Origin of the sequence: Microbacterium sp. (assembly GCF_040394595.1) — a bacterium.
Classification (GTDB): Bacteria; Actinomycetota; Actinomycetes; order Actinomycetales; family Microbacteriaceae; genus Microbacterium.
Genome location: NZ_JBEBSA010000007.1, coordinates 15,132 through 40,888, shown reverse-complemented (window position 1 = coordinate 40,888; position 25,757 = coordinate 15,132). Strand labels below are relative to the sequence as shown.

The window sequence follows — 25,757 nt, the reverse complement described above, 5'->3', positions numbered from 1 at the left end:
GCCCAGCCCGGACCGCGACCCCGGGATAGGCTGATCCGGTGATCATCGGGACCGGCATCGACCTCGTCGACATCCCGCGGTTCGAGCGCACGGTCGCCCGCACCCCGCGACTGATGCAGCGCCTGTTCGCCCCCGCGGAGCAGAGGCTGCGCCTGCCGTCCCTGGCGGCGCGCTATGCGGCCAAGGAAGCTCTCATCAAGGCGCTCGGCGGCAGCGACGGTGTGCACTGGACGGAGATCGAGGTGGCCTCGGAGGACTCCGGGCGGCCGTATTTCGTGCTCACCGGATCGACCGCCGCCGTGATCGCGGAGCGCGGCATCACGACGATGCACCTCTCCCTCTCGCACGACGCCGGGCTCGCGATCGCCTACGTGGTCGCCGAGCATGTCGAGACCCCGACCGAAGGAGCGCCATGAGCATCCCGTTCCGCGAGGCCACGATCGACCTCGATGCGGTCGCCGACAACGTCCGCCATCTGCGGCGCCTCACGGGTGCCGACGTGATCGGCGTCGTCAAGGCGAACGGCTACGGCCACGGCGCGGTCGAGGTGGCGACCGCGGCGATGTCCGGTGGCGCGTCCAGGATCGGCACCGCGACGCTCGAGGAGTCGCTGGCGCTCCGCCGCGCCGGCGTCAACGCGCCTCTGATGTGCTGGCTGCACGCGCCGGACCGCCGCTTCCACGACGCCGCGGAGGCGGGGATCGAGATCGGCGTCTCCTCCCTGGGACAGCTGCAGTCGGCGGCGGCCGCGCAAGGGCCGATCGGCGTGCACCTCAAGCTCGACACCGGCCTTTCGCGCAACGGACTCGCCCCCGGCGACTGGGAGCACGTGTTCGCCGAGGCGGCCCGGCTGGAGCGCATCGGGCATCTCCGCGTGGTCGGGATCTTCAGCCACCTCTCCAACGCGACCCCCGAGGACGACCGCCTCGCGATCGCCGCGTTCGAGGACGCCCTCGCTCAGGCGGAGTCGTTCGGGATCCGTCCCGAGGTGCGTCACCTCGCCGCCACGGCCGCGGCGATCGACCGCCCGGAGGCGCGGTTCGACGCGGTGCGCATCGGCATCGGCCTCTACGGGCTCTCGCCGTTCGACGACCGCAGTTCCTCCGACCTCGGGCTGCGTCCGGCGATGACGCTGCGGGCCGCGGTCGCCGCGGTGCGACGCGTCCCGGCCGGAACCGGCGTGTCCTACGACTACGCCTATCGCACCGAGAGGGAGACGACGCTCGCCCTCGTGCCGCTCGGATACGCCGACGGCATCCCGCGCCAGGCATCCGGACGCGGGGAGGTGCTGATCGGCGGCCGGCGGCACCGCGTGTCGGGGCGGATCGCGATGGACCAGTTCGTCGTCGACGTGGGCGACACGGAGGTCGCGCCCGGTGACGAGGTCGTCGTGTTCGGCGACCCGACGCTGGGGCAGCCCTCCGCGACCGACTGGGCGGAGGCCGCGGACACGATCAACTACGAGATCGTGACCCGCATCGGCCCGCGGGTCCCGCGGCGGAGCGTGTCGTGAGCGACCTCTCCGCCTTCCTCGGACGGCACGAGATCGCTACCGCCGACGAGATGGAGGACCTCGGAACGCGGATCGGGGCGCTCCTCGAGGCGGGCGACGTGATCGTGCTGACCGGTCCGCTGGGTGCGGGGAAGACGACCTTCACGCGCGGTCTCGCCGAGGGATTGGGTGTGCGCGGCCCGGTGCAGAGCCCGACCTTCGTGATCGCGCGTACGCACCCCTCGCTCACCGGTCGCGCGCCGCTCGTGCACGTCGACGCCTATCGCCTCGGATCGTCCGCCGAGCTCGACGATCTCGACATCGACCTCGTACGCTCGGTCGTGGTCATCGAATGGGGGCGGCCGATGGCCTCCGCCATCGCGGACGCCTGGTGGGACATCGAACTGGAGCGCCCCGTCGGCGGAGGGGACCTCGCCGACGAGGAGCTCGACGCCGATGCTCCGCGGGTGCTGACGCTGACCAGGGCGGAGCGCCCGGAACAGCGCTGAGCCGCGGGGATGAGACGCCCCGGCGCGGTCGCCGACTACCCTGGAGAGGTGATTCTCGCCGTCGACACCTCGCTGGGCACGGCCGTCGCCGTCATCGCCGCAGACGGGTCGGTCGTCGCCGAGGCCTCCAGCCCCGATCCGCTCGGGCACGCCGAGATCATCGGCGACCTGCTGCAGCGGGTCGCGCGTCCCGGTGTCTCCCACGTCGTCGCGGGCATGGGCCCCGGCCCGTTCACCGGGCTCAGGATCGGCATCGCCGCCGCCCGCGCCTTCGCCCTGGGCCGGGGCATCCCCGTCGTCCCGGTGCCCAGCCACTTCGGCGCCGCACTCGCGGCGATCGACGGAGGCCGCCGCGACTTCGCGATCGTCACGGACGCGCGCCGCCGGGAGTTCGCGGTCAGCCGGTTCGGCGGGCTCGACGTTGACGGCATCCCCGCGCCGGCCGCGGAGACCGTCCTGATGCCGCAGGACGCCGAGATCGCCGACGCGATCCCCACGGCCGTGATCGACGCGGTCGCGCTCGCCCGGGTCGGCGCCCGCGCCCTCGCCGCCGGTCGTGTGCTCGCCGGCGCCGAGCCCCTCTATCTGCGTCATCCCGATGTGCGCGTCCCCGCGCAGGTGCGCCGATGACGATCCGGCGCGCGACCAGCGCCGACCTCGACGGGATCATGGCCCTCGAGACGGCCTCCTTCCCGACCGATGCGTGGAGCGCCCAGACGATGGCCACCGAGCTCACCAGCGTGCACAACCACTACATCGTCGACGAGGAGGACGGCCGGGTCGTCGGCTACGCCGGTGTGCGGGCGCCCGCCGGGGCGAAGGACGCGGACGTGCAGACCATCGCGCTCGATCCGGCCGTGCGCGGCCGCGGGCGGGGACGACGGATGCTGCACGTGCTGTTCGACGCCGCGCGTGAACGCGGGGCCGAGGAGGTCTTCCTCGAGGTGCGCGCCGACAATCCGATCGCTCAGGGACTGTACGTCTCCGAGGGGTTCGTCGAGATCGCGCGTCGCCCCCGGTACTACCAGCCCGACGACGTGGACGCGATCGTGATGCGCGCGGCGGTGCCGTCATCGCGCGACGACCTCCGGAAGGCGGATGACGCGCATGCGTGAACCCCTGGTGCTCGGCATCGAGACGAGCTGCGACGAGACCGGCATCGGCATCGTCCGCGGCCGGACGCTGCTGTCGAACACGATCGCGTCGAGCATGGACGAGCACGCCCGCTACGGCGGGGTGATCCCCGAGATCGCCGCCCGCGCGCACCTCGAGGCCCTGCAGCCGTCGATCGAGCGCGCGCTCGCCGAGGCGGAGGTGGGCCTGGACGACCTCGACGCGATCGCGGTGACCAGCGGGCCCGGGCTCGCCGGTGCCCTCATGGTGGGGGTGGGCGCGGCGAAGGGCCTCGCGGTGTCCCTCGACAAGCCCCTGTACGCCGTCAACCACCTCGTCGGCCACATCGCCGCCGACATCGTCGACGAGGACGCGCCGCCGCTGGAGTATCCGACGATCGCCCTCCTCGTCAGCGGCGGGCACACCTCGCTGCTGCACGTGCGCGATCTCACGACCGATGTCGAGCTGCTGGGCGAGACCGTCGACGACGCCGCGGGGGAGGCGTTCGACAAGGTCGCACGCCTGCTGGGGCTCCCCTATCCCGGGGGCCCGCAGATCGACCGGGCGGCCGCCGACGGCGACCCCGACGCGATCCGCTTCCCACGGGGGCTGTCCCGCGCCTCCGACATGGCGAGGCATCGCTACGACTTCTCGTTCTCCGGGCTGAAGACGGCCGTGGCCCGCTGGATCGAGCGTGCCGAGGCGGCGGGCGAGGAGATCCCCGTGGCCGACGTCGCCGCGAGCTTCCGCGAGGCCGTCGTCGACGTGCTCGTCACCAAGGCGCTCGCCGCCTGCAAGGACCTCGGCGTCCCCCGGCTGCTGCTCGGCGGCGGGGTCATCGCCAACCGGCGGCTGCGCGAGGCGACGCTCGAGCGGGCGGAGGCGGCGGGCGTGACGGTCCGGATCCCGCCGCTGAGTCTGTGCACCGACAACGGCGCGATGATCGCCGCGCTCGCCGCGGAGCTGATCTCGTCGGGGCGCGGGCCGTCGACGCTCGCGTTCGGCGCCGATTCGACGCTCCCCGTGACGGAGATCCAGGTGAGTCCGGCATGAGCGACCCGCAGATCGAAGGCCCCACCCCGGAGGTCGAGCGTCCCGAGGGCGACGCGGCGATGCCCGGGGCCAACAGGTCGTACCTACGGCTGCCGACGGCGCCGGTCGACGTCGCTCCGATCGCGACGGGTCCCGACGCGGACACGGCCGGGGCGGGCGGCGGGTGGGAGCCCTCGGTCATGCCCGAGCCGGAGGACAAGACCCGGCTCGCGCCCTGGGCGCTCGTCGCCGCGATCGTCGCGCTCGCGACCTCGATGTTCGTCGGCTGGGGGATCCCGGTCGCGATCATCGCGGTGGTGGCCGCGATCATGTCCCTGCGCCGGCCGGTGGAGAGCAGGATGATCGCCGGCTGGGCGCTGGTGCTGGGGATCGCGGCGACGGTGTTCAGCCTCGCCTGGCTGCTGTGGGCGGCGATGCAGTTCCAGAACATGGGGTGACGGATGCTGGACGGGGAAGACTTCACGCTGCTCAGGGAGCTGCAGCGCCGCGCATACGGGCGGGGCGACGCGCTGAGCGAGGCCGAGGCGGAGACGCTCCGCGCGCTGCAGACACGGTCGCGGAGGGCGCCGGCGGAGGAGACGGTGCGCCCGCCGGACGCTCCGGACGGTGCGGAGGAACGGTCCGTCCCGCCCCCGCTCCCGCCCGTCGCCGGCCTGTTCCCCGAGCAGCCCGTCGCGGCGTCGGAGGAGGACCCGGACGGCGGTGAGACGTTCGCAGAGACGGCGTCCCCCGAGCACCCGCCCGCTTCGGAGGGCGCGACGGAGGAGCCCGGGGATCCTCGGCGACCGCCTGGTCGTCGCCGCGCGCTGCTCCTCGGCGCCGTCACCGCGGTCGCGGCGCTCCTCGTGGGGCTCGGCATCGGCTGGGCGGCGTTCGGGAGGGACGGCGGGACGCCGATGACCGCCGCGCAGCACGAGGTGTGGAAGAACCTTGAGGCGTCCGGGGACTACGACGCCGGATCGGTGCAGTTCGCGGGCGAGAAGTACGAGGTCGCCGCGTGGCAGGGCACCAAGAACAACGGCGAGATGCGGTGCATCATCCTCACCACGGGGGAAGGCGGGAACAACTCGCAGGACTGCCAGCCCGCCGAGAGCGTGAAGAACGGGTACTTCGGCTCGCTGAACGCGCAGATCAACACGCCGGAGTCCGACGGCGATCAGAACCCCGTGCAGATCATGGCCGTGCTGGCGACGGACGCGGCGGGGAAGACGGTCCTCCTCATGCAGCGCATCGACTCTGCGGCGATGGAGTTCGACTGGCGCTCGAACTTCTCCGGCGACGAGCTGGCCTACGCCGAGAAGCTCGTCGACGCGGGGTACAAGGGCGAGAGCCTCAACGTCGTCGGCTACGTGGAGGACGCCCCGATCTGGATGGGGGATCACGGCAACCGGAACTGCCTCGTCATGGCCCTCGACGCGCAGGGCGCGCCGCTCAAGGCGGGTCGCTTCGACGATCCGGCCGCCACGCCCTTCCCCGACTCCGCGGAGCCGTTCTCCTATGCGGAGGCCTGCGACGTCGACACCGGCGGATCGCTCACCGTCGCCGGCAGCACGTACAGCGTCGAGATGACGCAGCGCGGTTGGCTGCTGATGATCAGCAAGGGCGCTCAGGACTGAGGGTCAGCGCACGCGGTCGGCGAGGATCGCCACGCGGCCCGCGGGTGTGCGGGTGAGGAGGAGGGTGCCCTCCGCGTCGCCGCGCAGGCTCAGCTTGCGGCGGAAGGCCGCGGGGTCGACGTCCATCCCGCGCTTCTTGATCTCCAGGCGGCCGATGTCGTGGGCCTTCAGCATCGCGTTGACCGTCTTCACGTGCGCGGGCACGGTCTCGCGCACGCGGAAGGACTGCACGAAGGGGCTCGTCACCGCGCTGTCGCCGGTGAGATAGGCGATCTGCGGATCGATCATGCCCGCGTCCAGCATCCGGGCCGCCTCCCCGATCAGCCGCGCCCGGATGACGGCGCCGTCTGGTTCGTGGACGAAGGCGCCGAGCCCACGGGCCGGCTCATCCTCGGCGTCCGCTGCCGCGGTGAGCTCGTGGGTCTCGTCGCCGCGGACCACCAGGGCCGCACGCCGGACCCCGTCCCGCATGAGGGCGCCGCTCCACAGCACGAGCTCGACGACGCTGCCGTCGGCGCTCACCCACTGCGCCTCGACGTCCCGGGGGATCAGGTCGCGGTCCAGCCCCGGGCCGAGCTTGATGCCGGTCGGCCCCTGCGTCGCGAGCGAGAAGCACCAGTCCAGGGCGGGGGAGTAGTCGGCTGCGGCGACGCGCTGCGTCTCGGAGTGCCCGGCGGTGCGCCGGGCGGGGTCGAGCCAGACCGCGGAGGTCGCGGCGCGGCCCCCGGCGGGCGCGTGCTCCTCAGCAGCGCCGTGCACGACGGTCGCCTCCTCGCCGAACGGCGCGAGGTTGTAGGCGGCGATGGCTGCGGTCACCTCGTCGGCGTCGACCGCGCGCACCGTGAGGCCCGCGGCGGCGAACGCGAGCGAGTCGCCGCCGATCCCGCAGCCGAGGTCGTCCACCCGGGTGATCCCCGCGCGCCGCATCCGGGCGGCGTGCAGACCGGCGACCCGGAGCCGCGTCGCCTGTTCGAGTCCCGCGCGGGTGAACAGCATCCTCGCGGCGAACTCGCCGAACTTCGGCACCGCCTTCACACGGAGGTGCGCCTGGCCGACGACGGCCGACACGAGGTCGGGGGAGTGGCCGGCGGCGCGCAGCCGGGACACGGCCCGGGCGACGTCCGCGGACGACTCGACGGGCCCGAGGGCGTCGAGCAGCGTCAGCCCCTCGCGGGTGAGCAGGGCGGTGAGCTCGGACATCTCCACAGGACAACACTACGAGCCCTCGGGATTGGCACTCGCATTGCATGAGTGCCAGCTCTGCGCATACACTGGCGTTAGCACTCTCGGCATGAGAGTGCGAACGAGTCTTCTGATGTCTCAGTCAAGAAAGAGGTAGACCGTGTCGGTTTCCATCAAGCCGCTCGAGGACCGCATCGTCATCAAGCAGGTCGAGGCCGAGCAGACCACCGCGAGTGGCCTGGTCATCCCCGACACCGCCAAGGAGAAGCCCCAGGAGGGCGAGGTCGTGGCCGTCGGCCCCGGCCGCATCGACGACAACGGCAACCGCGTCCCGCTCGACGTCGCCGTCGGCGACCGCGTGCTCTACAGCAAGTACGGCGGCACCGAGGTGAAGTTCGGTGCGGACGAGTTCCTCGTGCTCTCGGCCCGCGACGTCCTGGCGGTCGTCGTCCGCTGACGCGCTGACGTCCAGAGGGGCCCGGATGCTTCGGCATCCGGGTCCCTCTGCGTCTCCACGGCCGCATGCCCCGGTGTCCGGGACCCGCAGTACTGTGGTGCGGTGAGCACCAAGTCGGCAGGCACCCTCTACACGATCGGCGCCTATCTGATCTGGGGGTTCCTGCCGCTGTACTTCGTCGCGCTCAACCCGCCGACGGGCCCCTGGGAGGTGGTCGCCTGGCGGGTGCTGCTGTCCCTCGTCTTCTGCGTGCTGCTGCTCGCGGTCACGCGGGGCTGGAAGGCCTTCGGCGTCATCATCCGCCAGCCGCGGCTGCTGTGGCTGACCGCGCTCGCGGGCCTGCTGATCTACGTGAACTGGCAGGCCTTCCTGCTCGGCACGCTCTCCGGCAAGGTCATCGAGACGAGCCTCGGCTACTTCATCAACCCGATCTTCATGGTGCTGCTCGGCGTCTTCGTGCTCCACGAGCGGCTCCGGCGGCTGCAGTGGGTCGCGGTCGGCATCGCCGCGGTCGCCGTGGCCGTCATCATCGTCGTGTACGGCTCCGTCCCCTGGATCGCCCTGTCGCTCACTTTCTCCTTCGGGCTCTACGGCCTGGTCAAGAAGCAGATCGGGCCGGCGGTCGACGCGGTCAGCGGTCTCACCCTGGAGTCGTTCTGGCTCATCCCGATCGCCGTGGTCACGCTCGTCGTCGTCGGCCTCACCCCGCCCGGGATCACCTTCGGCACCGGGACACCGCTGCACACCGGGCTGCTCGCGGTCGCCGGGGTGGTCACCGCCGTGCCGCTGCTGCTGTTCGCCGCGGGGACCCGGCGAGTGGACCTCAGCGTGGTCGGGATGATCCAGTTCGTCACGCCGATCCTGCAGTTCCTCGTCGGCTGGCTCCTGCTGCACGAGGAGATGCCGCCGGCGCGATGGGCGGGGTTCGCGATCGTGTGGGTCGCGGTGGCGGTGTTCGTGGCCGACGTCGTGCTGCAGGCCCGTCGCGGGCGGCGGGAAGAGCCCGCTGAACTGGTGTGAAGGATCGTTAGCGCACCGAGATGGAAACCCCATGACCCGGCTGCCCCGAGGCCATAGGGTGGGAGGCACCCCACAGTGGGACACACGTTCATCTACGCAAGGGAGCAACATGAACGGATGGAAGAACTCGCGCACCTCGCGGGTCTTCGCAGGCATCGCGCTGGTGAGCGCCACTGCGCTCGTGATCGCGGGCTGCAGCAGCGCGCCCCAGTCGAAGCCCGAGGACACGAAGAAGGAGCGCCCGGCGAACCTCGACCTGACGCTGAAGCTCGGATCGCTGCTGCCGGCGACCGGAGCGCTCGCGTTCCTCGGCGCCCCGATGGAGGCCGGCGTGCAGCTGGCCGTCGACCAGGTCAACAAGGCCAAGGCCGGCGTCACCATCCAGCTCACCAGCGCCGATGAGGGCGACCTCGACAACAAGGCGTACGAGACCTCGATCACCAAGCTGCAGAGCGCGGGCATCACGGCGATGGTCGGCGCGGCGTCGTCCAGCGTCACCAAGCTCATCCTCGACGGCAACGTCGGCGCGGGCATCGTGACGGTGTCCCCGTCGAACACCTCGGCGGACTTCACCGGCATCAACCCGATGTACTTCCGCACCGCCCCCAGCGACAATCTGCAGGGCGAGGTCCTGGCGAACCAGATCTCCGAGGACGGCTACAAGACCCTCGGCATCATCTACCAGAACGATCCCTACGGCTCGGGTCTCGCGAAGGCGATCAAGACCACGTTCGAGGAGGCCGGCGGCAAGGTCGTCGCGGAGGCCTCCTACAACCAGGGCGACGGCCAGTACAACGCCCAGGTGTCGCAGATCGCCGCGGCCAAGCCCGATGCGGTCGCCATCGTCTCGTACGAGCAGTTCAAGACGATCGCCCCGCTGCTCGGCGCGGCCGGCATCGACACCGGCAAGCTGTACATGGTGGACGGCAACCTGTCGAACTACGCCAAGGACAACCTGCCCGTGAAGCTCGAGGGCTCGAAGGGCACCCGTGCCGGCGCCGTGCTGCCGGACGACTTCCTGGAGCAGCTCAACGCGGTGTGGACCGCGGCAGGCCACGACAAGATCAACGACGTGACCTACTCGGCCGAGGCCTACGACGCCGTGATCCTGCTCGCCCTCGCCTCGCTCAAGGCCGCATCGGTCAAGGGCAAGGACATCGCCGCGGAGATGCGCTCCGTCTCGGGCGGCAAGGACAAGGGCAAGGTGTGCACCACGTTCGAGGAGTGCGCCAAGATCATCAACGCCGGTGAGAACGCCGACTACAACGGTCTGTCGGGCGACATCACGTTCGACGAGAACAACGACCCGAAGGGCGCCGCGATCGGCGTCTACGAGTACGGCGCGGACAACAACAACAAGCGGATCAAGTAAGACCCGCGGAGAAGGGCCCCGGACCAGTCGGTCCGGGGCCCTTGCTCATCCCTCAGGGGAGGCGTCGTGCGCGCTCAGGCCGCGTCGTCCTGGCCGAGCGTTCCCAGGTACAGCCCGATCACCTTGGGGTCGTTCAGCAGATCGCGGCCGGTGCCCTCGTAAGCGTCGCGCCCCTGGTCGAGCACGTAGCCGCGATCGCAGATCTGCAGGCAGCGACGGGCGTTCTGCTCGACCATGATCGTGGTCACCCCGGCCTTGTTGATGTCCGAGACGCGGATGAAGGCGTCGTCCTGCCGCACGGGGGAGAGGCCCGCCGACGGCTCGTCGAGCAGCAGCACGGAGGGGTCCATCATCAGCGCCCGCGACATCGCCACCATCTGGCGCTCGCCGCCGGACAGGGAGCCCGCGCGCTGACCCAGCCGCTTGCCCAGCTCGGCGAAGATCCCGGTGACGAACTCCAGACGCTCGGCATAGGCCTTCGGCTTCTGGTAGAGCCCCATCTGCAGGTTTTCGGCGATCGTGAGGGAGGGGAACACGTTGTTGGTCTGCGGCACGAAGGCGACGCCGCGCGCGACGAGCTTGTCGGCCTTCAGCCCGACGATGCTCTCGCCCTCGACGGTGATGTCGCCCTCGCGGACCTGCACCATTCCGAAGATCGACTTCAGCAGAGTGGACTTGCCCGCGCCGTTCGGGCCGATGATGCCGATCAGCTCGCCCCGGCGGGCCACGAGGTTCGCGCCATTGAGGATGTTCACACCGGGCAGGTAGCCGGCGTGGACGCCGCTCAGCTCGACGACGACATCGCCGCGGTCTCCGCTCTGCGTCGCGCTCTGGTCGCTCATGAGGCCCCTCCGGTGTCCTTCTCGTCCGCGTGCTCGGCGGCGAGCTCTGCATCGGCCTCCGCCTCGATCTCCTCGCGCAGCCGCGCCGCCGAGGCGTCCGTGATCACCGGGATGCGGCCGGTGACCGCACCGAGGTCGACGTCCTGGTGCGCACCGAGGTAGGCGTCCACCACCGCGGGATCCTCCATCACGGTGTCGGGCGGGCCTTCTGCCACCACGCGCCCCTCGGCCATCACGACGACCCAGTCGGCGATGTGGCGCACCATGTGCATGTCGTGCTCGACGAAGAGCACGGTCATCCCGCGGTCCTTGAGGTCGAGGATGTGGTCGAGCAGCGACTGGGTCAGCGCAGGGTTCACGCCCGCCATCGGCTCGTCGAGCATCACGAGGTTCGGGTCGCTCATCAGCGCCCTGGCCATCTCGAGCAGCTTCCGCTGCCCGCCGGAGAGCGCGGCGGCGAAGTCCTTCTCCTTCGCGTCGAGCTTGAACCGGGTGAGCAGCGCGCGCGCCTTCTCCTCGATCTCTGCGTCCTCCTTGCGCCACAGGAACGGGAACAGGCTCGGCCAGAAGCGCTCCCCGCGCTGGTTCGGTGAGCCGAGCTTCATGTTCTCGAGCACGGTGAGCAGCGACAGCGACTTGGTGAGCTGGAAGGTGCGCACCTGCCCCATCCGCGCCACCTTGAACGAGGGGACGCCCGCGAGGTTCTTGCCGTCGTAGACCCACCGTCCCGCGTTCGGCTTGTCGAAGCCGCAGAGCAGGTTGAACAGCGTCGTCTTGCCGGCGCCGTTCGGCCCGATGAGGGCGGTGATCGCCCCGCGGGGGATCTCGAGGTGGTCCACGTCGACGGCGGCGAGCCCGCCGAAGCGTCGCGTCACGCCGTCGATCACGAGGATCGGGTCGACCTTGGGGACTCCCGGTGCCGGATCGCCCTGGGCGAGCCCGGTGGTCTTCGGGCGCCGGATGCTCCCGGTCGTCGTCGCCACTGTGGCGTCCCCCTCGTCGGGGACGCCGGTGGTCTCGTTGTCACTTGACAAAGGTCATCTCCCTCTTGTCGCCGAGGATGCCCTGCGGGCGGAAGATCACGATGAGCATCAGCACGACGCCCGCGAGGATCCAGCGGATGAACTCGGCCTGAGTGCTCGAGAAGGGCAGCAGCCCTGCGGAGGCCATCTGCGGGAGCAGGTTGCCCAGGAACGAGAACACCACCCAGAACAGCACCGCGCCGAGCGTCGGGCCGAACACGGTGGCCGCGCCGCCGAGCAGCAGGATCGTCCAGAGGAAGAACGTGAGCGACGTCGAGTAGCTCCCGGGGACGACCGCCGAGGGGAGGACGAAGACGATGCCGCCCATCGCGCCGATCACCCCGCCGATCACGAGCGCCTGCATCTTGTAGGCGAAGACGTTCTTGCCGAGGGAGCGCACCGCGTCCTCGTCCTCGCGGATGCCCTTGAGCACGCGGCCCCAGGGGCTGCGCATGAGGGCCCAGACCACGAGGATCGCGATCGCCAGCATGATGAGCCCGAACAGGCGGTTCCAGAGGTCGACCTCGTTGTAGGTGAACGGGCCGAACCCGTAGGTGCCCGGCGGGATCGGGTTGATCGCCCGGAATCCGCCGCTGTATCCGCTGAGACCGCCCGCCGAGTTGGTCCACTGCTTGAACAGCTCCGTCTGGAACAGCAGCCGCACGATCTCCGCGGCGGCGATCGTCGCGATCGCGAGGTAGTCGGCTCTCAGGCGCAGCGTCGGGATGCCGAGGACGAGGGCGAACACCACGCCGCCGAGCAGCCCGATCAGCATGCCCACCCACCAGGGGAGTCCGAAGCTGAGCACGGAGATCGCGTAGCCGTAGCCGCCGATGGCCATGAAGCCGGCCATGCCGAAGTTGAGCAGTCCCGCGTAGCCGAAGTGCACCGCGAGGCCGGTGGCGGCCAGTGCGTAGGCGATGGTCACCGGATGGAACAGGTATGCCAGGGTGTTGCCGAAGATGGCTCCGAAGTCCATGCGTCAGCCCAGCCTTTCCTTGCGTCCGAACAGGCCCTGCGGTCTGACGAGCAGGATCACGATCAGGGCGATCAGCGCGCTCGCGTACTTGAGGTCGGTCGGGATCCACAGCGTCGAGACCTCGACGGCGATGCCGACGATCAGCGAGCCGATCAGGGCGCCGAGCGCTGAGCCCAGGCCGCCGAGGGTGATCGCGCAGAACATCAGCAGCAGCATCTGCATGCCCATGTCCCAGCGCACACCGGGGCGGAAGTAGGCCCAGAGGATGCCGGAGATCGCGGCCAGGACGCCGGCCAGGATCCAGACGATCCGGATCACGCGGTCGACGTCGATGCCGGAGGCCGCGGCGAGCTGGGGGTTGTCGGAGATCGCCCTGGTCGCCTTGCCGACCCGGGTGCGGGTGAGGAAGTAGGCGACGCCGAGGATCGCGGCCAGGCTGACGCCCATGCCGATGAGGTCGATGTACGAGAGCGAGATCGGCCCGAAGTGCAGGGGGTCGGGGCTCGCGCCGGGCAGCTGGATCGTGCCGCCGCCGATGATGAACTGCAGCGCGTAGCGCAGGGCGAGGGAGAGACCGATGCTGACGATCATGAGCTGCACGATGCCGAGGCCGCGCTTGCGCAGCGGACGCCACAGTCCCGCGTCGAGCGCCCACCCGAGCAGCGCGCCGCCGACGACCGCTGCGATGAGGCCGAGCCAGAGCGGCAGTTGCCAGAGGGAGGTGAAGATCACCGCGACGACGCCGCCCCAGGAGACCATCTCGCCGTGCGCGAAGTTGGAGAGTCGCGTGGTGCCGTAGATGAGCGCGGCGCCCATCGACGCGAGGCCGAGCAGGAGGCCGAAGTTGATGCCGCCGACCGTGCGCGACAGCAGCTGATCGATGAAGGAGGTCGTCTGCCGCTGTCCCTCGCCGAGGAACAGGTTGACGATCTTCGTGCCGGTGAGGCCGAACTTCACCTCGAACGACGCGGTCGTCCCGGAGATCGGCTGGATGGCGGGAGGCAGCTGCGACGCATCGACGATCACCCCTTTCGGGAGGGTGTCCTCGTCGACGGTGAGCGTGTAGGTCTCCTTCTTCGGGACGTACAGCCGCCACTTGCCCTCGGCATCGGTCTTGGTCTCGGCGTCGAACCCGCCGCCGTCGATCTTCATCACGACGCCCTCGACGGGCTTGTCCTTGTTGGTGATGACGCCGGCGAAGTAGAAGTCGGTGATCTCCTGCCCGTCGTCGGTCGTGTCGGCGGAGGCGCTCAGGGGCGCCATGACGAACAGGAGTGCGGCGATCGTCGCGATCAGCGCCAGGAGACCGGGTCGCGGTCTCCGAAGCGCCATAGTTCTGCGTCCCACGTGGCCTCCACATCGAGTGCTGCCGAGCACGCGCCAATGCGTTCTCGGGTGACGGACGTCGCACTGAGCGTACCCCGAGGGCCTGCCCCTCGCACGCCGGCGGAGTCGTTCCGGGGAATACCGGGCGTGTTCCGGCGTTTAGAATCGGTAACACGCAGGCCGCCGTCGTCCGCAGCGCACTCGCCCATCTACCGCGCCATCGGCGCAGAGGAGCCCCCATGGAGCAGCACGACCCGTTCGGATTCGTCGGACTCACCTACGACGATGTTCTGCTGCTGCCCGGGCATACCGATGTGATCCCCAGCGAGGCGGACACCTCGTCGCGGGTCACGCGCCGGATCTCGGTCGCGACCCCGCTGCTGTCGAGCGCCATGGACACCGTCACGGAGGCGCGCATGGCGATCGCGATGGCGCGCGAGGGCGGCATCGGCATCCTGCACCGCAATCTCTCGATCGCGGATCAGGCGGCCGACGTCGATCGCGTGAAGCGCAGCGAGTCGGGCATGATCACCGATCCGATCACGACCACCCCCGAGGCGACGATCGAGGAGGTCGACGGCCTCTGCGCGAAGTACCGCATCTCGGGTCTTCCGGTGGTCGACGAGGACGGACGCCTGGTGGGCATCGTCACCAACCGCGACATGCGCTTCGTCTCGGGCTTCGAGCGTCAGACCACGCTGGTGAAGGACGTCATGACCCGTGAGGGCCTGGTCACCGCGCCGGTGGGCGTCGCCGCGGGCGAGGTCATCGCGCTGTTCGCGAAGCACCGCGTGGAGAAGCTGCCGCTCATCGACGGCGACGGGAAGCTCGCCGGCCTCATCACGATCAAGGACTTCGACAAGAGCGAGAAGTACCCGCTCGCCACCAAGGACGAGCAGGGCCGGCTGCGGGTGGGCGCGGCGATCGGCTTCTTCGGCGACGCCTGGGAGCGGGCGGAGGCGCTGCGCGACGCCGGCGTGGACGTGCTCGTCGTGGACACCGCGAACGGTCAGTCGCAGGGCGTGATCGACCTGGTCCGGCGGCTGAAGGCCGATCCGACGTTCGCGCACATCGACGTCATCGGGGGCAACGTCGCGACCCGCGAGGGCGCGCAGGCGCTCGTCGACGCCGGCGTGGACGCGGTCAAGGTCGGGGTCGGTCCCGGGTCGATCTGCACCACCCGCGTGGTCGCGGGCGTGGGCGTCCCCCAGGTCACCGCCGTGTACGAGGCCTCGCTCGCCGCGAAGCCCGCGGGCGTGCCGGTGATCGCCGACGGCGGGCTGCAGTACTCTGGCGATATCGCCAAGGCGCTCGTCGCCGGCGCCGACGCCGTGATGCTGGGCTCGCTGCTCGCCGGCACCGATGAGTCGCCGGGCGAGATCGTCTTCCAGGGCGGGAAGCAGTTCAAGCTGTACCGCGGCATGGGCTCCCTCGGCGCGATGCAGACGCGCGGCAAGCAGACCTCCTATTCGAAGGACCGCTACTTCCAGGCCGACGTGCCCAGCGACGACAAGCTCATCCCCGAGGGGATCGAGGGGCAGGTGCCCTACCGCGGACCCGTGTCGGCCGTCGCGTACCAGCTCATCGGCGGACTGCGCCAGTCGATGTTCTACGTCGGCGCGCGCACGGTCGAGGAGCTCAAGGAGCGCGGGCGTTTCGTGCGCATCACGGCCGCGGGCCTCAAGGAGTCGCACCCGCACGACGTGCAGATCGTCGTGGAGGCCCCGAACTACAAGCGCTGACGACCGCGGCGCCGATCAGCGGGCCGTGACCGCCGGCGCGTCGGCGTGCCGCGCGGCGTGCGTCGCGAGCCGCCGGGCGTCGTCCTCGCCGACCGGCTGGAAGGCGGTCAGCCGCACCGTGGGCGCGGTCTCCAGCCGCAGGCGGGTCAGCATCACCCGGACGGGGCCGTCGTCGCGCAGCCGGACGGTCTGCTCCGTGTGCCCCGTCGACGACAGGTCGTGCCGCTCCCACATGCGCGCGAACGCCGCGGACGAGGCCCGGAGCCGATCGGCGAGCCCGATCCACGCCGGATCGTCGAGATGCTCGGGCATCGCGCTGCGGAACCGGGCGACCATCCGGGTCCGCACCGCCTCGTGGTCCTCGTGGAAGTGCTTCCAGGCGGGGTCGAGGAACAGCTTCACCATGCAGTTGCGATCTTCGAGCGGGGCGGCGTCGAGGTCTCCGCAGAGGAACCGGTAGGGCGCGTTGCAGGCGAGGATGTCGAACTTCGCGGTCTGGATGCAGGCGGGGATCGGGCCGAGCGCCGCGAGCAGTCGCAGGTGGGCCTCGGTGACCACCTGCTCGGTCTGGTCGTCCGGGGCATCCGACGTGGGGATCTCGCTCAGCCGCCACAGGTGCTCCCGCTCGTCGGGGTCGAGCCGGAGCGCGTCCGCGATCGCTGCGAGCACCTGATGGGAGGCGCCTACGGCGCGACCCTGCTCGAGCCAGGCGTACCAGGTGACCCCGATCCCGGCGAGGACGGCGACCTCTTCGCGGCGCAGCCCCGGCGTGCGGCGGCGGCCGGTGGCGGGAAGACCGACGTCGGAGGGGCGCAGCCGCTCGCGACGGCTGCGCAGGAACGAGCCGAGCTCCCGGCGCGCGAGAGCGTCCCGCTGTTCGAGGCTCGTGCTGTCGATCACCATGGATAACAGGATAAACCGGATCTGGATAACAGGGTAAGGCGAGGGTTGGATGGTGTCATGACCTCCTTCACCGCGCCCGTCCGGGTGCCGCCCGCCGCTCTCGCGGCCGCCCCGGCGACGCTGCGCGCGGCCGGTCTCCTCACCCTGCTGCTGGGCGGGCTGCTCGGCAACTTCGTCTTCGGGGTCTCCACGATCGCGCTGCCGGTGATGACCGCGGACCTCGGGATGGGCATCGGCGCCGGAAGCCTGCTGGTGACGGTCTTCCTGCTCGGCTTCGCCTCCTCGCTGGTCCTCGGCGGACGGCTCGGCGACCGCTACGGCAGGCGGCGCCTGTTCCGGATGGGCGCCCTCGCCCTCGCGGCGACCTCCGTGCTGGTCGCGGTCTCCCCGGAGAGCCTCACCGTGCTCTCCTCGCGCTTCGCCCAGGGCGTGGCGATCGGCCTCATGCTGCCCCAGGTGCTCGCGACGATCCAGAACACCGCGGAAGGGCGGCGCCGGGCCGCGTGGATCGGCCTCTACGTCGCGGTGATCGGGGCGGGGACGATGCTCGGCCAGCTCATCACGGGCGCCGTGGTGGCGCTGCCGTGGGGAGCGCTCGGCTGGCGGGCCGCCTTCGTCGTCGTCGCCCTCATCGCGGGGGTCGCCGCCGCGGCCGCCTCCGCAGTGCCCGAGACGCGCGCGGCGGGCGGCGGGATCGACGTGGTCGGCGCGGTGCTGCTGGCGCTCACGGTGGGCTGTCTGCTCGCCGCCCTCGCCGTGCACGGGAGCGCGCTCCTCACGGTCGGCCTCGCCGCCGGCGCCGTGGTCACTGGCGGCGTGCTGGTGCTCTGGGAGCGCAGGATGCCCGGCGACCGGGCCCTCCTCCCCGCCGTCGCGATGCGGGAGCCCGCGCTCGTGATCGGACTCGTGCTCAACGCGATCTTCTTCACCGGGTACGGCGCCTTCGTCTACTACTTCGTGTTCGCCGCGGAGAACGGGATGGGGCTGACCGCGATGCAGACCGCGGGCACCCTGGTGGTCTTCGCGGCCGCGTTCGTCGCGGTCAGCGTGATCGCGCCCCGCCTGCACGCGCGACTCCCCGCCCGGGGGCTCATGGTCGCCGGGACCGCGGTCCAGGGCCTGACGCTCGCCGGGATCGCGCTGTGGGCCGCAGCGGGCTGGCCGGCGCCGCAGCCGCTGGTGCTGCAGGCGCTGCTGTGCGTGCTCGGCGGCGCTCAGGCGCTGATGTACGCGCCTCTGGTGGGCACCGTGATGAACGCGGTCCCTCCGGCGGTCGCCGGGCTGGCGAGCGGGCTCTTCTCCACCGTGCAGCAGGTCGCCCTGGCGCTCGGGGTCGCGGTGTTCAGCCTCGTCTACGCGGCGGCCGACGCGGGCGGAGGGGAGGGGCTGATGGTGTGCGCCCTCGTGCAGGCCGGGCTGGCCGTGCCGATGCTCGTGATCGTGCTCGTCGCCCGCCGCGCCCTGGGCGGCAGGGCGGGCTGAGGCCCTGGCGCGGGTCGGAGGGCGGGCGTAGCGTGGGCGGCATGTGCCGGAGCATCCACACCCTTCACAATTTCGAGCCCGCTGCGACCTCGGAAGAGGTGCACGCGGCCGCGCTGCAGTACGTGCGCAAGATCGCGGGCACGACCAAGCCCTCGAAGGCGAACCAGGAGGCCTTCGACCGGGCCGTCGCCGAGATCGCGCACATCACCCAGCATCTGCTGGGCGATCTCGTGGCGACGCGGCCGCCGAAGAACCGCGAGGAGGAGGCGGCGAAGGCCCGCGCCCGCGCCGTCGCGTCCGGGCGGTACGCGGCCTGAGTGACGCCGTATGACGGCCGGTGTCGGCATGTGACGGCGACCGCCGGGCCTCCGACCGCCGGTCGCTAACGTCGCGGTCATGACTCTTCTCCAGGACACCCCCGCCATCTCCGACATCACCCCCGCGCAGCGCGCGGAGCGCCTCTCCGCCGCCGGCGCCGCATGGAACGAGCGGATCGCCGCGGATGCCGGGAACGCCCGGCTCACCTACCGCGTGACCGGACACGGCGTGGGCTCGGTCGGCACCGAGATCCGCGCGGGCAAGCACCGCTTCCTCGTCGACGAGCCCGCTGCGCTGGCCGGCGACGACGCCGCGGCGAGCCCGGTCGAGTACGCGCTCGGCGCGCTCGTCTCCTGTCAGGTCGTGGTGTTCCGCCTCTACGCCCAGGCCCTCGGGCTCACGATCGACGACATCAGCATCACCGCCGAGGGCGACCTCGACGTGCGCAAGCTCTTCGGCATCGACGAATCGGGTCGCGCCGGCTTCCACGACGTGCGGGTGCGCGTCGACGTCACGGGCCCGCACACCGCCGAGGAGTACGAGAAGCTGCGCGCGGTCGTCGAGGAGCACTGCCCGGTGCTCGACCTCTTCGCCAATCCGGTCCCGACCTCCGGCGCGCTCGCCTGATCCGACGCCGGAGGGCCCCGGCATCCGCGCGCTCTCACTAGAGTGAGCGGATGGGTTCATCGGCGAATTCCGTCCTCACGCGCGGACAGGTCGCGCGCTACGCCATCGGCTCGCTCGGCACCGGCGGCTTCGCCACCCTGCCGGGGCTCGTGCTGGTCTACTACCTGACCGACTCCCTCGGCGTCGCCGCCCTCTGGGCAGGCGTCATCGTGACCGCGGCGAAGGTCTGGGACGTGCTGATCGACCCGGTGATCGGCGGGCTCAGCGATCGCTCCTACGCCCACACCGGAACCCGTCGGCGCTTCATGGTGATCGGCGGGATCGGCCTCCCGCTCGCCTTCGTCCTCACGTTCGCGGTGCCAGGAGGGCTGGGCGCCGTGCCCTCCGCGCTCTGGGTCCTCGTGGCGTTCATGCTCGCCGCCACCTGCTTCAGCCTGTTCCAGGTGCCGTACATCGCGCTGCCCGCCGAGCTGACCGACGACTATCGCGAGCGCACGCGGCTGCTGAGCTGGCGCGTCGTGCTGCTCACGGTCGCGATCCTGCTCTTCGGCGCGGGCGGTCCGGAGCTGCGCGCGCTGTTCCCCGACGATCCGCTGCGCGGCTACCTGGTGATGGCGATCGCGGCGGGAGCGGTGCTCGCGATCGGCATGCTGGTGGCCGCGACGGTGGCACCGCGTCGTCCTGCGCTGCCCGTGGAGCCGGGCGCCTCGATCGGCGCCCACTACCGCGCGGGGCTCAGCGTGCTGCGGCAGAGCCAGCCGTTCCGCGCGCTGCTGGTGACCTTCATGCTGCAGGGGCTCGCCACCGGCCTGATGCTCGCCGCCGCGCAGTACGTGGCGCGCTGGATCCTGCACGACGAGAAGGCGGTCACCCCGCTGTTCGCATCGCTGATCGCCCCGGCGCTCCTGATGGCGCCCGCGTGGAAGCTCGTCGCCGACCGCATCGGCAAGGAGCGGGCGTTCCGTCTGGCGAGCCTGGTGTTCCTCGTCGCCGCCCTCGTGCTCTCGGCCGCGGCCTGGGCGCCCGGATGGTGGATCGTCGCACCGGTCGCCCTCGCCGGCGCCGCCTATGCGGGGATGCAGACCCTGCCGATGGCGATGCTGCCCGACGTCATCGCCCACGACCGCAGCGCGGGCGGCGGGGAGAACCGCTCCGGGGTGTTCAGCGGGGTGTGGACCGCCGGCGAGACCACCGGGATGGCGTTGGGGTCGACGGTGCTGGCGGTCGTGCTCGCCGCGACCGGATACCTCGAGTCGACGGCGGGAGCCGCGACCGTGCAGCAGCCCGATGCCGCGGTCGCGGGCATCGCGATCTCGTTCAGCATCATCCCCGCGGTGCTCATGGCGCTGAGCCTCTTCTCCCTCGCGCACTACCGGCTGCGGGAGCGCGACATCGCCGGGACGTCGGCATGAGCGACATCCTCGAGAGGCTCCGCCGGCTGCGCGCGGGCGACGCGCCGACGCACGGCGGCCATGTGCTCGCCTACGTGTACGACTCGGGGATGCCCGAGCTCGACGAGCTCGCCGACGCGGCGGCTCAGCTCGCCCGTCCGCTCAACGGGCTCGACCCCACCGTGTTCCCCTCGGTCGCGACGATGGAGCGAGACGTCCTGGGGTTCGTCCGCCGCGCGCTGCACGGGGGACGCGACGTCGTCGGGTCCGTGACGAGCGGCGGCACGGAGAGCTGCCTCCTCGCGGTGAAGACCGCGCGCGATCTGTGGCGCGCCGAGCGGGGCGGCCGAACGGAGGGGCGACCGCGGCTCGTCGCGCCGGCCACCGCGCACGCGGCGTTCCAGAAGGCGGCGCGGATGCTCGACCTCGACTGGGACCCGGTGCCCTGCGACGCGGACGGCACCGTCGACCCGCAGGACGTCATCGAGAGGCTGGCGGACGACGTCGCCCTGGTCGTGGTCTCCGCGCCCGCGTACCCCAGCGGCGCTCTCGATCCGATCGGCCCGGTGGCCGCCGCCGCCCGCTCCTGGGGCATCCGCTGCCATGTCGACGCCTGCTTCGGCGGGCTCGTCCTGCCCTGGTGGCCCCGGCTGCCCGACTGGGACTTCCGGGTGCCGGGCGTCACGAGCGTCTCCGCGGACCTGCACAAGTTCGGATACGCGCCCAAAGGCGTCTCGGTGCTGCTGCACCGCGGGCGCCGTCAACATCGCGCCCAGTTCTTCGCCACCACCCGCTGGCCGGGCTATCCGGTGGTGAACCCGACGCTGCTGGGATCGAAGTCCGCCTCGCCGCTCGCCGCCGCATGGGCGATCGTGCAGCATCTCGGGAGGGAGGGCTTCGCCGACCTCACGGCGTCGATCGCGCGCACGGCCACCGGCATCCGCGCGGAGGTCGACGGGATCGTGGGGCTCGCGGTGATGGGGGACCCCGTCGGACCCGCCATCGCCCTCGTCGCCGACCCGGACGCCCCGCCGCGGGCGCAGGTCGATCCGCATCGTCTCGCCGACGAGCTCATGCGGCACGGGTGGCGCATCCAGCACCAGCCCGGCTTCGTCCAATCGGACGGCACGAAGCTTCCGCGCAGCGCGCACCTGACCCTCACTCCGGTGCTGGAGCGCGGGCTGCCCGAGTTCCGCGCAGCCCTCGCGCTCGCCGCCGAGAAGGTGCGGGGGCGTCCGCCGGCGGACCCGGCCCTGCTCGCGGGGGCGATGCGCGCCCTCGGATACGGACCGGGCGGCCGCGTGCCGTCGCCCGCCACGGCGTGGCGGCTGCTGCGCCTCGCCGGGGCGGGCAGCGTGCGGCAGGATCAGCCGATGGCGACACTCATGGCGCTGATCGAGGCGCTTCCCGCTCCGGTGGCCGAGGCCCTGCTCTCCGAGCTGCTGGCGCGGATGTCGGAGCCCCGGTGATCCGATAAGCTGGAAGGCTCGCCTTCGCGCCGGATGCGCGGCGGGCGGAAGGACCATCGTGGGATACATCGACGCCGCCGGCGTCTCACTCACCCTGCCCGACGGACGCCCTCTCCTCGATGAGACGACGTTCCGCGTCGGCGCCGGATCGACGAGCGCTCTCGTCGGTCCCAACGGCGCCGGGAAGTCCACGCTCCTGCGGATCATCCGCGGGGATCTCGCGCCGGACGCCGGAGTGGTCACCATCGACGGATCGCTCGGCGTCATGGACCAGTTCATCGGTCACGGGCGGGAGGGCGAGACCGTGCACGACCTCCTGGTGCGCGTCGCGCCCTCGCGCATCCGCACGACCGCCGAGACGCTGGAGGCGACCGAGAACGCCCTCATCGAGGACGACACCGAGCGCACCCAGATGAGGTACGCGACGGCGCTCGCGGAGTACGCGGACGCGGGCGGCTACGAGCACGAGACGGTCTGGGACCAGTGCACCGTCGCGGCCCTCGGCATCCCCTACGAGCGTGCGCGCTACCGCGACCTCGCGACGCTGTCCGGCGGCGAGCAGAAGCGCCTCGCGCTGGAGGCGCTGCTGCGCGGCCCGGACGACGTGCTGCTGCTCGACGAGCCGGACAACTACCTCGACGTGCCGGGCAAGCGATGGCTCGAGGAGCGCCTGCGCGAGACCCCGAAGACCGTGCTGCTGGTGTCGCACGACCGCGAGCTGCTCGCGCGTGCGGCCGACCGGATCATCACGTTGGAACCCGGCGGCGCGGGCGCGTCGGCGTGGGTGCACGGCGGGGGCTTCGCGACCTACCATCAGGCGCGGATCGACCGGATGGACCGGCTCGACGAGCTGCGGCGGCGATGGGACGAGCAGCACGAGAAGCTCAAGACGCTGGTGGCGACGCTGAAGGTGAAGGCGTCGGCGAACGACGGGTTCGCCTCGCGCTACCAGGCGGCGCAGACCCGGCTCCGCAAGTTCGAGGAGGCCGGCCCGCCGGAGGAGCGCCCGCCGGCGCAGGAGTTCGACATGCGGCTGCGCGGCGCCCGCACGGGCAAGCGCGCCGTGGTGTGCACCCGGCTCGAGCTGACCGGGCTGATGAAGCCCTTCGACGCCGAGATCTGGTTCGGCGACCGGGTCGCGGTGCTCGGCTCGAACGGGTCGGGCAAGTCGCACTTCCTGCGTCTCCTCGCGCGCGGGGGCACCGACCCCGACCCGACGCTCGGGCATCTCACGAGCGCCGCCGAACGGCTCGACGAGGTCGCGCACACGGGATCGGCGACGCTGGGCGCCCGTGTGGTCCCCGGCCTGTTCGCGCAGACCCACGCGCATCCGGAGTTCTCCGGCCGCACCCTGCTGGAGATCCTGCACCGCGGGGACGAGCGACGTGCGGGCATGCCGCGCGACGCCGCGAGCTCGGCGCTCGACCGGTACGGTCTCGTCCGCCAGGCGCAGCAGGAGTTCGATCAGCTCTCCGGCGGCCAGCAGGCGCGATTCCAGGTGCTGCTCCTCGAGCTCTCCGGCGCCACCCTGCTGCTGCTCGACGAGCCCACCGACAACCTCGACCTCGAGTCGGCGGAGGCGCTCGAGGACGCCATCGCGCGCTTCGAGGGCACCGTCGTGGGGGTCACCCATGATCGTTGGTTCGCGCGGTCGTTCGACCGGTTCCTGGTGTTCGGCGGGGACGGCGAGGTCTACGAGGCGGACGCCCCGGTGTGGGACGAGAAGAGGGTCGCCCGTGCGCGCTGAGGGGACGCGGGTGGCGGCGGACATGCCGGGTAGGCTGGTCGGGTGAGCACAGACTTCGAGATCGGCCGAGGCAAGCGCGCCCGTCGCGCGTACACGTTCGACGACATCGCGGTGGTGCCCTCGCGGCGCACACGCAATCCCGAGGACGTCTCCACGGCGTGGACGATCGACGCGTTCCCGTTCGACATCCCCGTCATGGGCGCTCCGATGGACTCGGTGGTGAGCCCGCAGACGGCGATCATGCTGGGCAGGCTCGGCGGCCTCGGCGTGCTCGACCTCGAGGGCCTGTGGACGCGCTACGAGAACCCCGAGCCGCTGCTCGCCGAGATCGCCGGACTCCCCGACGACCGCGCCACCGTGCGGATGCAGGAGCTCTACTCTGAGCCGATCAAGCCCGAGCTCATCAAGCAGCGCCTCGCGGAGATCCGGGAGGGCGGCGTGACGGTCGCCGGCTCCCTCACCCCGCAGCGCACGCAGGAGCTGTACGAGACGGTCGTCGCCGCGGGCGTGGACCTGTTTGTCATCCGCGGCACCACGGTGTCCGCCGAGCACGTCTCCAGCGACGTGGAGCCGCTGAACCTGAAGAAGTTCATCTACGACCTCGACGTGCCGGTCATCGTGGGCGGCGCGGCGACCTACACCGCCGCGCTGCACCTCATGCGCACGGGCGCCGCCGGCGTGCTGGTGGGCTTCGGCGGCGGAGCGGCGTCGACCACGCGCGCCACGCTCGGCATCCACGCGCCGATGGCGACCGCCGTCTCCGACGTCGCCGCCGCCCGCCGCGACTACCTCGACGAGTCGGGCGGCCGCTACGTGCACGTCATCGCCGACGGCGGCGTGGGGACCTCGGGCGACATCGTCAAGGCACTCGCGATGGGAGCGGACGCGGTGATGCTCGGCGTCGCGCTGGCGCGGGCGACGGACGCCCCGGGCCAGGGCTACCACTGGGGCGCCGAGGCGCACCACCCCAAGCTCCCGCGCGGGCGCCGCGTGCCGGTCGACGGCGTCGCGACCCTCGAGCAGATCCTCTACGGCCCCGCCCCGGTCGCCGACGGCACCGCCAACCTCATCGGCGCGCTGCGCAAGTCGATGGCGACCACCGGCTACTCCGACCTGAAGGAGTTCCAGCGGGTCGAGGTCGTCCTCGCCCCGTACGAGCTGGGATGACGGACGTCCAGGAGTTCCCGCCGACGCTGCGCGAGGTGATGCTGCGCGGCCGCTGGCTCGGCGTGCTCGGGCTCTGCCTGGTGGTCGCCGGCGTGTTCGCCTGGCTCGGACAGTGGCAGCTCTCGCGCGCGATCGACACCGCCCCGCCGCCGCCCGGCCTGACCGAGCAGGTCAAGCCGTTGGCGGAGGTGGTGGAGCCGGGGGAGTACCTGCCGGAGCCGCTCGTGGGCCAGCGCGTCGAGACGCGGGGCACGTGGGTGCCCGAGGACTTCATCGTCGTCACCTCGCGCTTCAACGACGGCGAGCAGGGCTACTGGGTCACCGGGCAGTTGCGGGTCGCGGAGCGCACCTCGATCGCCGTGGCGGTCGGCTGGGCCGCCACGCGCGAGCAGGCGGACGACGCCGCACGCGCCCTCGCGGAGAAGGGCGCCGTCGAGGCGGACATCACGGGCCGGGTGATCTCCGACGAGGGGGTCGTCGTGCCGGGCGCCGATCCGGACGAGCTCAACCGGATGTCGCCGGCCGCCCTGCTGGGGCTCTGGCACGACACCGAGCAGCTCGACGTCTACCGCCCCTACCTCGCCTCGGCGAAGGCGCCGGCCGGGCTCGTCGACATCTCGTCGCACGCACCGGCGGAGCGCTCGCCGGTGAACTGGCTCAACATCTTCTACGCCGCGGAGTGGGCCGTCTTCGCCGGCTTCGCGTTCTACCTCTGGTACCGCCTCGCCCGCGACGCGTGGGAGCGCGAGGTCGAGGAATTCCAGGATTCCGGTTCCGCCGCGTCCTGACGCCGATCTCCGCCTCTCGATGACCATCCGGTGACGGATCGGAGAACAACCTTGAGAAAAGGCTGTGAACGGGCCTAGGGTCACATGCATACCCGCGCGCACCCTGTCATGACGGCGCGCGGTCGCGGCCCGGGAGCCGC

26 protein-coding genes are annotated in these 25,757 nt (G+C 71.5%); 20 read left to right on the top strand and 6 right to left on the bottom strand.

Going from position 1 to position 25,757, the window contains the following annotated elements; translation table 11 throughout:
- Positions 1-38 precede the first annotated feature (38 nt).
- Genes ABWO84_RS09525 through ABWO84_RS09490 form a run of 8 tightly spaced genes read left to right on the top strand, consistent with a single transcriptional unit; the run spans position 39 to position 5,783 of the window.
- A complete protein-coding gene (locus tag ABWO84_RS09525) occupies positions 39-416 on the top strand; it encodes a holo-ACP synthase (RefSeq protein WP_353114294.1) in 378 nt (125 codons plus the stop codon).
- Positions 413-1,513, top strand: a complete 1,101-nt coding sequence (gene alr / locus ABWO84_RS09520; RefSeq protein WP_353114293.1) for an alanine racemase — start codon at positions 413-415, stop codon at positions 1,511-1,513. The genes ABWO84_RS09525 and alr overlap by 4 nt, the downstream gene beginning before the upstream one ends.
- On the top strand, positions 1,510-2,001 hold the full coding sequence (gene tsaE, locus ABWO84_RS09515; RefSeq protein WP_353114292.1) for a tRNA (adenosine(37)-N6)-threonylcarbamoyltransferase complex ATPase subunit type 1 TsaE: 492 nt from the start codon (positions 1,510-1,512) through the stop codon (positions 1,999-2,001). The genes alr and tsaE overlap by 4 nt, the downstream gene beginning before the upstream one ends.
- A 9-nt stretch (positions 2,002-2,010) precedes the next feature.
- Positions 2,011-2,631 (top strand): tRNA (adenosine(37)-N6)-threonylcarbamoyltransferase complex dimerization subunit type 1 TsaB, encoded by a 621-nt coding sequence (gene tsaB, locus ABWO84_RS09510; protein ID WP_353114291.1) that lies wholly within the window; start codon positions 2,011-2,013, stop codon positions 2,629-2,631.
- Positions 2,628-3,116 carry a ribosomal protein S18-alanine N-acetyltransferase gene (rimI, locus tag ABWO84_RS09505; RefSeq protein ID WP_353114290.1) on the top strand — a complete coding sequence of 163 codons (489 nt, stop codon included), beginning with the start codon at positions 2,628-2,630 and terminating at the stop codon, positions 3,114-3,116. The genes tsaB and rimI overlap by 4 nt, the downstream gene beginning before the upstream one ends.
- On the top strand, positions 3,109-4,167 hold the full coding sequence (gene tsaD / locus ABWO84_RS09500) for a tRNA (adenosine(37)-N6)-threonylcarbamoyltransferase complex transferase subunit TsaD (protein ID WP_353114289.1): 1,059 nt from the start codon (positions 3,109-3,111) through the stop codon (positions 4,165-4,167). The genes rimI and tsaD overlap by 8 nt, the downstream gene beginning before the upstream one ends.
- Complete coding sequence (locus tag ABWO84_RS09495; protein ID WP_353114288.1) at positions 4,164-4,604, top strand: hypothetical protein; 441 nt, start codon at positions 4,164-4,166, stop codon at positions 4,602-4,604. Before tsaD ends, ABWO84_RS09495 begins: the two co-directional genes overlap by 4 nt.
- Positions 4,605-4,607: 3 nt before the next feature.
- The gene (locus ABWO84_RS09490; protein ID WP_353114287.1) at positions 4,608-5,783 is read left to right on the top strand and encodes a hypothetical protein; all 1,176 of its coding nucleotides are present in this window, start codon (positions 4,608-4,610) and stop codon (positions 5,781-5,783) included.
- Between the two features lie 3 nt (positions 5,784-5,786).
- On the opposite strand, the gene ABWO84_RS09485 is transcribed toward ABWO84_RS09490, so the two are convergent.
- A complete protein-coding gene (locus tag ABWO84_RS09485) occupies positions 5,787-6,989 on the bottom strand; it encodes a class I SAM-dependent methyltransferase (RefSeq protein WP_353114286.1) in 1,203 nt (400 codons plus the stop codon).
- A 136-nt stretch (positions 6,990-7,125) separates the two neighbouring features.
- Here ABWO84_RS09485 and groES point away from each other — a divergent pair, with 136 nt between their 5' ends.
- The 3 genes from groES (at position 7,126) to ABWO84_RS09470 (ending at position 9,814) form a co-directional block, all read left to right on the top strand.
- Complete coding sequence (gene groES, locus ABWO84_RS09480; protein WP_017203655.1) at positions 7,126-7,422, top strand: co-chaperone GroES; 297 nt, start codon at positions 7,126-7,128, stop codon at positions 7,420-7,422.
- A gap of 102 nt (positions 7,423-7,524) precedes the next feature.
- Positions 7,525-8,442, top strand: coding sequence for an EamA family transporter RarD (gene rarD / locus ABWO84_RS09475; protein ID WP_353114285.1), 918 nt, complete (start codon positions 7,525-7,527; stop codon positions 8,440-8,442).
- Between the two features lie 109 nt (positions 8,443-8,551).
- Positions 8,552-9,814 (top strand): ABC transporter substrate-binding protein, encoded by a 1,263-nt coding sequence (locus ABWO84_RS09470; protein WP_353114284.1) that lies wholly within the window; start codon positions 8,552-8,554, stop codon positions 9,812-9,814.
- A 74-nt stretch (positions 9,815-9,888) separates the two neighbouring features.
- Here ABWO84_RS09470 and ABWO84_RS09465 read toward each other — a convergent pair whose 3' ends face one another.
- The 4 genes from ABWO84_RS09465 to ABWO84_RS09450 form a co-directional block, all read right to left on the bottom strand.
- Entirely contained in the window at positions 9,889-10,656 is a 768-nt protein-coding gene (locus ABWO84_RS09465; RefSeq protein WP_353114283.1) for an ABC transporter ATP-binding protein, read from the bottom strand.
- The gene (locus tag ABWO84_RS09460; protein WP_353114368.1) at positions 10,653-11,618 is read right to left on the bottom strand and encodes an ABC transporter ATP-binding protein; all 966 of its coding nucleotides are present in this window, start codon (positions 11,616-11,618) and stop codon (positions 10,653-10,655) included. Before ABWO84_RS09460 ends, ABWO84_RS09465 begins: the two co-directional genes overlap by 4 nt.
- 61 nt (positions 11,619-11,679) lie before the next feature.
- Positions 11,680-12,657: a branched-chain amino acid ABC transporter permease gene (locus ABWO84_RS09455; RefSeq protein ID WP_353114282.1), complete on the bottom strand. Its 978-nt coding sequence runs from the start codon at positions 12,655-12,657 to the stop codon at positions 11,680-11,682.
- Positions 12,658-12,660: 3 nt separating this feature from the next.
- Positions 12,661-13,989, bottom strand: coding sequence for a branched-chain amino acid ABC transporter permease (locus ABWO84_RS09450; RefSeq protein WP_353114281.1), 1,329 nt, complete (start codon positions 13,987-13,989; stop codon positions 12,661-12,663).
- A 233-nt stretch (positions 13,990-14,222) separates the two neighbouring features.
- Here ABWO84_RS09450 and guaB point away from each other — a divergent pair, with 233 nt between their 5' ends.
- Complete coding sequence (gene guaB / locus ABWO84_RS09445; protein WP_353114280.1) at positions 14,223-15,725, top strand: IMP dehydrogenase; 1,503 nt, start codon at positions 14,223-14,225, stop codon at positions 15,723-15,725.
- Between the two features lie 15 nt (positions 15,726-15,740).
- Here the strand turns inward: guaB and ABWO84_RS09440 are convergent, their stop codons facing one another.
- A complete protein-coding gene (locus tag ABWO84_RS09440) occupies positions 15,741-16,628 on the bottom strand; it encodes a helix-turn-helix transcriptional regulator (protein ID WP_353114279.1) in 888 nt (295 codons plus the stop codon).
- 57 nt (positions 16,629-16,685) lie between these two features.
- On the opposite strand from ABWO84_RS09440, the gene ABWO84_RS09435 reads away from it, so the two are divergent.
- The 8 genes from ABWO84_RS09435 to ABWO84_RS09400 all read left to right on the top strand — a co-directional run bounded on the left by ABWO84_RS09435 (position 16,686) and on the right by ABWO84_RS09400 (position 25,617).
- A complete protein-coding gene (locus ABWO84_RS09435) occupies positions 16,686-18,110 on the top strand; it encodes an MFS transporter (protein ID WP_353114278.1) in 1,425 nt (474 codons plus the stop codon).
- 41 nt (positions 18,111-18,151) lie between these two features.
- Positions 18,152-18,427, top strand: coding sequence for a DUF2277 domain-containing protein (locus ABWO84_RS09430; RefSeq protein ID WP_353114277.1), 276 nt, complete (start codon positions 18,152-18,154; stop codon positions 18,425-18,427).
- 79 nt (positions 18,428-18,506) lie between these two features.
- Positions 18,507-19,055, top strand: coding sequence for an OsmC family protein (locus ABWO84_RS09425; RefSeq protein WP_353114276.1), 549 nt, complete (start codon positions 18,507-18,509; stop codon positions 19,053-19,055).
- Positions 19,056-19,105: 50 nt separating this feature from the next.
- Positions 19,106-20,467: an MFS transporter gene (locus tag ABWO84_RS09420; RefSeq protein ID WP_353114275.1), complete on the top strand. Its 1,362-nt coding sequence runs from the start codon at positions 19,106-19,108 to the stop codon at positions 20,465-20,467.
- Entirely contained in the window at positions 20,464-21,915 is a 1,452-nt protein-coding gene (locus tag ABWO84_RS09415; protein WP_353114274.1) for a pyridoxal phosphate-dependent decarboxylase family protein, read from the top strand. Before ABWO84_RS09420 ends, ABWO84_RS09415 begins: the two co-directional genes overlap by 4 nt.
- A gap of 58 nt (positions 21,916-21,973) precedes the next feature.
- Positions 21,974-23,662, top strand: a complete 1,689-nt coding sequence (locus ABWO84_RS09410) for an ABC-F family ATP-binding cassette domain-containing protein (protein ID WP_353114273.1) — start codon at positions 21,974-21,976, stop codon at positions 23,660-23,662.
- Positions 23,663-23,704: 42 nt separating this feature from the next.
- Positions 23,705-24,829, top strand: a complete 1,125-nt coding sequence (locus ABWO84_RS09405) for a GuaB3 family IMP dehydrogenase-related protein (protein ID WP_353114272.1) — start codon at positions 23,705-23,707, stop codon at positions 24,827-24,829.
- A complete protein-coding gene (locus tag ABWO84_RS09400; RefSeq protein ID WP_353114271.1) occupies positions 24,826-25,617 on the top strand; it encodes an SURF1 family protein in 792 nt (263 codons plus the stop codon). The genes ABWO84_RS09405 and ABWO84_RS09400 overlap by 4 nt, the downstream gene beginning before the upstream one ends.
- Positions 25,618-25,757 lie beyond the last annotated feature (140 nt).